The sequence below is a fragment of the Streptomyces sp. NPDC059456 genome, assembly GCF_042750055.1.
Lineage (GTDB): Bacteria > Actinomycetota > Actinomycetes > Streptomycetales > Streptomycetaceae > Streptomyces.
In genome coordinates this window covers 1-7,065 of the sequence record NZ_JBHYVA010000333.1, presented here as the reverse complement: position 1 = coordinate 7,065, position 7,065 = coordinate 1, and the positions used below count along the sequence as shown (strand labels likewise).

The following is a 7,065-nucleotide window of genomic DNA, read 5'->3' as shown; positions in this document are numbered from 1 at the left end:
CTTTCCCCACCCTTTACCCCCCCCCCCCCCCCCCGCTGGCCCGGCCCCTTTCCCCCCGGGTTGCCCGACCGGCCCGGGTGTTCCCCCCCCCCCCCGCCCCCCCGGGGCCCCGCCCCCGGTGGGCGCCGTTGTGATGTCCGCGTCCAGTGCTTGAACCGGACAAGGTGAAAACCGAACTTCTTCGCCCCTTCAGGCGCGGCCCATGGCCCGGTCGAGGGTGATCTCCATGACGACGCGGTCGGGGTTGGGCGACGGCGTCCGCCCGTAGCGCTCCGCATAGCGCGCCACGGCCTCGGCGACCGAGGCCTCGTCCGTACGGACCACCGCGCGCCCCTCCAGGGTCGCCCAGCGGCGCCCCTCCATCTGGCACACCGCGACCCGGGCCGGGCCCTGCTCCGTCGCCTGCGCCGCCAGCACGTTGCGGATCTTCTTGCTGTTCTTGTTGCTGATCACCCGGGCCAGGCCGGCCTCGGGGTCGTACGTGACGCCCACCGGCACCACGTGCGGCGTCCCGTCGGGGCGCGGGGTGGTCAGGGTGCAGACGTGCCGCTCCCGCCAGAAGGCGAGGTACTCGGGCGTCGGGTTGAGTACGTCATGAGCCATGGCCCGAGGGTACGACTGCGGCCTTGAGTGGAATAGACTCAACTTTGCGCACGCTGACATACTCACAGCCGCTCCTGAGAGGAGAAGTCGCCCGTGGATGCCGAGCTGACCAACAAGAGCCGGGACGCCCTGAACGCGGCCACCAGCCGGGCCGTGAAGGACGGCCACGCGGACCTGACCCCGGCGCACCTGCTGCTGGCCCTGCTCGCCGGCGAGGACAACGAGAACATCACCGACCTGCTCGCGGCCACCGAAGCCGACCAGGCGGCGGTCCGGGCCGGCGCCGAGAAGCTGCTGGCCGCCCTGCCCAGCGTCACGGGCTCCACGGTCGCGCCCCCGCAGCCCACCCGCGAGCTGCTCGCCGTACTCGCCGAGGCCGACCAGCAGGCCGGCCGGCTCGGCGACGACTACCTCTCCACCGAGCACCTCCTCGTCGCGATCGCCGCCAAGGGCGGCGCGGCCGGTGAGGTCCTTTCCGCACAGGGGGCGACGGCGAAGAAGCTGCTCGACGCCTTCGAGAACGCACGAGGAGGACGGCGGGTGACCACCCCCGACCCCGAGGGCCAGTACAAGGCCCTGGAGAAGTTCGGCACCGACTTCACGGCAGCCGCGCGTGAGGGCAAGCTCGACCCGGTCATCGGCCGCGACCAGGAGATCCGGCGCGTCGTCCAGGTCCTGTCGCGCCGTACGAAGAACAACCCGGTGCTCATCGGCGAGCCCGGCGTCGGCAAGACGGCCGTCGTCGAGGGCCTGGCGCAGCGCATCGTCAAGGGCGACGTCCCCGAGTCGCTGAAGAACAAGCGGCTGGTCTCGCTGGACCTCGGCGCGATGGTCGCCGGCGCGAAGTACCGCGGTGAGTTCGAGGAGCGCCTCAAGACGGTCCTGGCGGAGATCAAGTCGAGCGACGGCCAGATCATCACCTTCATCGACGAGCTGCACACCGTCGTCGGCGCGGGCGCCGGCGGGGACTCCGCCATGGACGCGGGCAACATGCTCAAGCCCATGCTGGCCCGCGGCGAGCTGCGGATGGTCGGCGCGACCACGCTCGACGAGTACCGCGAGCGGATCGAGAAGGACCCGGCGCTGGAGCGCCGCTTCCAGCAGGTGCTGGTCGCCGAGCCGAGCGTCGAGGACACGATCGCGATCCTGCGCGGACTCAAGGGTCGCTACGAGGCCCACCACAAGGTCGTCATCAACGACAGCGCGCTGGTGGCCGCCGCGACCCTGTCCGACCGGTACATCACCTCCCGCTTCCTGCCCGACAAGGCCATCGACCTCGTCGACGAGGCCGCGTCCAGGCTCCGCATGGAGATCGACTCCTCGCCGCTGGAGATCGACGAGCTGCAGCGCTCGGTCGACCGCCTGCGGATGGAGGAGCTGGCGCTGAAGAACGAGTCGGACCCGGCCTCGATCGAGCGCCTGGAAAAGCTCCGCAAGGACCTGGCGGACCGGGAGGAGGACCTGCGGGGCCTGACCGCCCGCTGGGAGAAGGAGAAGCAGTCCCTCAACCGCGTCGGCGAGCTCAAGGAACGCCTGGACGACCTGCGCGGACAGGCTGAGCGCGCCCAGCGCGACGGCGACTTCGACACCGCCTCCAAGCTGCTCTACGGGGAGATCCCGGCCCTGGAGCGCGAGCTCGCCGAGGCCACCGAGGAGGAGGAAGAGGCCTCCAAGACCGGCAGCGCCAAGTCCGCGATGGTCAAGGACGAGGTCGGCCCCGACGACATCGCCGACGTGGTGGGCGCCTGGACCGGCATCCCGGCCGGCCGCCTCCTCGAAGGGGAGACGCAGAAGCTGCTGCGCATGGAGGACGAGCTGGGCCGGCGCCTGATCGGCCAGGGCGAGGCCGTACGGGCCGTCTCGGACGCCGTGCGCCGCACCCGGGCCGGGATCGCCGACCCCGACCGCCCGACCGGCTCGTTCCTCTTCCTGGGCCCCACGGGCGTGGGCAAGACGGAGCTGGCCAAGGCCCTCGCGGACTTCCTCTTCGACGACGAGCGGGCCATGGTCCGCATCGACATGTCGGAGTACTCCGAGAAGCACAGCGTGGCCCGTCTGGTCGGCGCCCCGCCCGGCTACGTCGGCTACGAGGAGGGCGGCCAGCTGACCGAGGCCGTCCGCCGCCGCCCGTACTCCGTGGTGCTGCTGGACGAGGTGGAGAAGGCCCACCCCGAGGTCTTCGACATCCTGCTCCAGGTCCTGGACGACGGCCGCCTCACGGACGGCCAGGGCCGTACCGTCGACTTCCGCAACACGATCCTGATCCTGACCTCGAACCTGGGCAGCCAGTTCCTGATGGACCCGGCGAGCTCGGCGCAGGACAAGCGCGAGCGGGTCCTGGAAGTGGTCCGGGCCTCCTTCAAGCCGGAGTTCCTCAACCGCCTCGACGACCTGGTGGTCTTCTCCGCGCTGACCCGGGACGAGCTGGCGCACATCGCCGAGCTCCAGACCGCCGGCCTGGCCCGCCGCCTGGCCGACCGCCGTCTGACCCTGGACGTCACGCCCGAGGCCCTGGCCTGGCTGGCCGACAAGGGCAACGACCCGGCGTACGGCGCCCGCCCGCTGCGCCGGCTGATCCAGACGGCGATCGGCGACCGGCTGGCCAAGGAGATCCTGGCGGGCGAGGTCCGCGACGGCGACACGGTCCGCGTCGACGTGGCCGGCGAGGACCTCATCGTCGGCAAGGCGCTCTAGCCGCCCCCCGGCCTCCGCCTCCCCCGCCTCCGCCTCCCCCGCCTCCGGCCCCCGGCCCCGGCGCACCTCCGCTCGGCGGATCCCCTGTCCGCTGCGAGCGGATCGTGGCCGCCGGGGCTGGACACAAGGGCTGGATGGGGGAGGATGACACCATCCGCACGAAGGGAAAACACGGTGAGCATCGACCCGGCCTCGATTCCGAATTTCGGAGGGCAGCAGCCCGATCCGCAGGCCACAGGACCGGCGGGCCCCGTCGTCCCCGACCAGGATCTGGTCAAGCAGCTGCTGGAGCAGATGGAGCTCAAGTACGTCGTCGACGACGAGGGTGACCTCGCGGCGCCGTGGGAGGAGTTCCGGACGTACTTCATGTTCCGCGGCGAGGACGAGCAGCAGGTCTTCTCGGTGCGGACGTTCTACGACCGTCCGCACGCGATCGAGGACAAGCCCCAGCTCCTTGAGTCGATCGACGACTGGAACCGCCGCACCCTGTGGCCGAAGGTCTACAGCCACACGCACGACGACGGCTCCGTCCGCCTGATCGGCGAGGCGCAGATGCTGATCGGCACCGGCGTCAGCCTGGAGCACTTCGTTTCGTCCACGGTCAGCTGGGTCCGGGCCTCCATCGAGTTCGACAAGTGGCTCGTGGAGCAGCTCGGCCTGGAGAAGGAGATCGACTCCACCGACGGCGAGGACAAGGACGGCGGCGACGACGCCTAGTCGTCGCCCGTCCGTCACAGCGGTACGCGGGCGATGAGCAGCAGGTACAGCCCGTAGCCGTACGAGAGCCCGGCCAGCCCCGCGGTCGCCATGACCGCGGAGCGCGGCCGGGCTCGCGCCATTGCGGCGGCGACCGGCAGGAGCAGCGGGAACGCCGGGAGCAGGAAGCGGGGCTTCGACTCGAAGTAGCCGGCCCCGCCGTAGGTGATCAGCAGCAGGACTGCGGTGTACGCGAGCAGCGCCCCCGGCGCCCGGTCGAGCAGCAGGAGCACCGCCAGGAGCCCGGCGGCGGCCAGGACGGCCACGGTCACGAAGGTGGCGAGCGGCAGGTGCGCCCCGGTCAGCACCCGCCAGACGGTGGCCGTGGTGTACGAGCCGAAGTCGAATCGGGAGCCCCAGCGCTCCTGCACGGTGAAGTAGCCGGCCGGACTCCCGGTGCACATGCCGACGGCCGCGACGTACGCCGCCCAGCCCGCCGGGGCCAGCAGCGCGGCCGCCCACACCGCGGGCGCCCGGGATCTTCGTACGAGCAGGGTGTGCAGGGCGACGGCGCTCACGGCGGCGCCGACGGCGATCCCCGTCGGGCGGGTCAGTCCGGCGAGCACGGCGAGGCCCGCGGCCCACAGCCAGCGGCGGCGCAGCACGGCGTACAGCGCCCAGGCGGCCAGCGCCGCCAGCAGCGGCTCGGTGTAGGCCAGGGTCAGCACGACCGCGTGCGGGGTCGCCGCCCACAGCGCCACCAGCAGCACCCCGGCGCGCGGGCCCAGCACCAGCTCCCCGACCCGGTACACCCCGACGGCGGCCACCGCGGCGGCGGTCCAGGCCACCAGCAGCCCGGCCCAGGCGGTGGCGCCGGCCAGCCGGACGAGCAGCGGGTACAGCGGGAAGAAGGCGTGGTCGCTCTGCACGAGACCGGACGAGACCCACATCTGGGTGCGGCCGTAGCCGTGCACGGCGATGCCGAGGTACCAGACGGAGTCCCAGGAGTGCCCGAGCACGCGGACGGGGCTGCGCCCGGCCCACCACGCCCCGGCGGAGAGGACCAGCGCGCCGCCGGCGCGGACGGCGGCGAACGCCCCGAGGGCGACGAGGGCCGCGGGCACCCTGCCGGTCCGGAGTTCCTGCGGACGTACGGAAACCGACACACTGCCCGTCGCCGACATGGACCCCCGTCTTTCCCGCGCTGCGTGAAGGGGCCCTCCCGGCGGGGAGGGCCTCGGGCACCCTAAAGCTCAGGGCCGCCCGGAGGGTGTGAATGCCGTCGGAACCTCCGGTGAAATCGGCCGCCGCCCGCCGGTGGCGGCGCGCTCAGAGCCGGCGCAGCCGTGCGGCGGCCTCTTCGAGGACCTCCGTCTTCTTGCAGAAGGCCCAGCGGACCTGGGTGGCGCCGGCGGCCCGGTCGTCGTAGAAGACCTGGTTCGGGATGGCGACCACGCCGCAGCGCTCGGGCAGTGCGCGGCAGAAGGCGAGGCCGTCCTTCTCGCCGAGCGGGGTGATGTCGGTGGTGATGAAGTACGTGCCCTGGGGGCGGAAGACCTGGAAGCCGGCGGCCGCGAGGCCGTCCGCGAGGATGTCGCGCTTGGCCGCCAGGTCGGCGCGGAAGCCGTCGAAGTAGGCGTCGGGGAGGTCCAGGGCCTGTGCGACGGCGTACTGGAAGGGGCCCGAGGAGACGTACGTCAGGAACTGCTTCGCGGAGCGGACCGCGGAGACCAGCTCCGGCGGGGCGGTGATCCAGCCGACCTTCCAGCCGGTGAACGAGAACGTCTTGCCGGCCGACCCGATGGTGACGGTGCGCTCGCGCATGCCGGGCAGCGAGGCCAGCGGGACGTGGGCGCCTTCGAAGACGAGGTGCTCGTACACCTCGTCGGTGACCACGAGGAGGTCGCGCTCCCGCGCGAGCTCCGCGATCGCGGCGAGCTCGGCCGGGGTCAGGACCGTGCCCGTCGGGTTGTGCGGGGTGTTCAGCAGGAGCAGGCGGGTGCGCGGGGTGACCGCGGCCCGCAGTTCGTCGAGGTCGAGTGCGAACGCCCCCTCGGCCACCGCCGCGGGAGACCCCCAGGCGCGCGGGCGCAGGGTGACCGGGACGCGGGTGGCGCCGGCCATCGCGATGCAGGCGGCGTACGAGTCGTAGTACGGCTCCAGGGCGATGACCTCGTCACCCGGTTCGAGCAGGGCGAGGAGCGAGGCGGCGATGGCCTCGGTGGCGCCCGCGGTGACCAGGACCTCCGTGTCCGGATCGTAGGCCAGGCCGTAGAACCGCTGCTGGTGCCGGGCGACCGCGGCGCGCAGCTCCGGGACGCCCGGGCCCGGCGGGTACTGGTTGCCGAGGCCGGACAGCACGGCGCGGGAGGCGGCCTCGGCGATCTCGGCGGGGCCGTCGGTGTCGGGGAAGCCCTGGCCGAGGTTGATCGACCCGGTGCGGGCGGCCAGGGCCGACATCTCCGCGAAGATCGTCGTGCCGAAGGACGCGAGGCGGCGGTTCAGGAGGGGGCGGCTGCCGCCCACGGGTGCGCTCATGGGCGCAATCCTGGGGGCAACCTCTGGACTTGCTCAAGTGTGCTTTGGCCCGCGTGGCCTGGGGGCATCCCCCCTTCACACGGGCCCCGGCCCGCTTGGGAACAGTCGGCTCTCGGGGGACCGAGGCGTTGGAGGGGGGTTGGGGGCATGACCATTTTCGTTCTGCTGCTCGTGGTGGCGGTCATCGCGGCCTTGGTGTTCCTGGTGGTGAAGGTGGTCCGTGCCTGGACCGGATCCGACGGGGGTTCGGGTTCCGGCTCGGGTTCCGGCTCGTCGTGGTGGGCGGGCGGCGGCGGTTCCTCGTGCGGGAGCAGCTCCTCGTGCGGTTCTTCCTCCTCCTGTGGTTCCTCCTCGTCCTGCGGGGGCTCTTCGTCCTCCTGCGGCGGTGGAGGCTGCGGCTCCAGCTGACACGGGGCAGCCGGCGCCCCGGGCGCCGGGGGGGCCCCCCCGGGGCACCACCCCCGGGGGGCCGCCCGGCGCCCCCGCCCGGGCGCGCCGCCCCCCCCCCCGGGGGGGGGGCGATGCGGGCCCCCC

General features: G+C 72.8%; 6 protein-coding genes. 3 read left to right on the top strand and 3 right to left on the bottom strand.

Going from position 1 to position 7,065, the window contains the following annotated elements:
* Window positions 1–189: 189 nt before the first annotated feature.
* Window positions 190–603, bottom strand: a complete 414-nt coding sequence (locus tag ACFXA3_RS25560) for a pyridoxamine 5'-phosphate oxidase family protein (RefSeq protein WP_385190562.1) — start codon at window positions 601–603, stop codon at window positions 190–192.
* A gap of 93 nt (window positions 604–696) precedes the next feature.
* Here ACFXA3_RS25560 and clpB point away from each other — a divergent pair, with 93 nt between their 5' ends.
* Window positions 697–3,297, top strand: coding sequence for an ATP-dependent chaperone ClpB (gene clpB, locus ACFXA3_RS25555; protein ID WP_385190560.1), 2,601 nt, complete (start codon window positions 697–699; stop codon window positions 3,295–3,297).
* Between the two features lie 174 nt (window positions 3,298–3,471).
* Window positions 3,472–4,014 (top strand): YbjN domain-containing protein, encoded by a 543-nt coding sequence (locus ACFXA3_RS25550; protein ID WP_385190558.1) that lies wholly within the window; start codon window positions 3,472–3,474, stop codon window positions 4,012–4,014.
* A gap of 14 nt (window positions 4,015–4,028) precedes the next feature.
* Here the strand turns inward: ACFXA3_RS25550 and ACFXA3_RS25545 are convergent, their stop codons facing one another.
* Entirely contained in the window at window positions 4,029–5,177 is a 1,149-nt protein-coding gene (locus tag ACFXA3_RS25545; RefSeq protein ID WP_385190556.1) for a hypothetical protein, read from the bottom strand.
* A 145-nt stretch (window positions 5,178–5,322) separates the two neighbouring features.
* On the bottom strand, window positions 5,323–6,531 hold the full coding sequence (locus tag ACFXA3_RS25540) for a pyridoxal phosphate-dependent aminotransferase (RefSeq protein ID WP_385190555.1): 1,209 nt from the start codon (window positions 6,529–6,531) through the stop codon (window positions 5,323–5,325).
* Between the two features lie 147 nt (window positions 6,532–6,678).
* Here ACFXA3_RS25540 and ACFXA3_RS25535 point away from each other — a divergent pair, with 147 nt between their 5' ends.
* Complete coding sequence (locus ACFXA3_RS25535) at window positions 6,679–6,939, top strand: hypothetical protein (protein WP_385190554.1); 261 nt, start codon at window positions 6,679–6,681, stop codon at window positions 6,937–6,939.
* The last annotated feature ends 126 nt before the right edge of the window (window positions 6,940–7,065 follow it).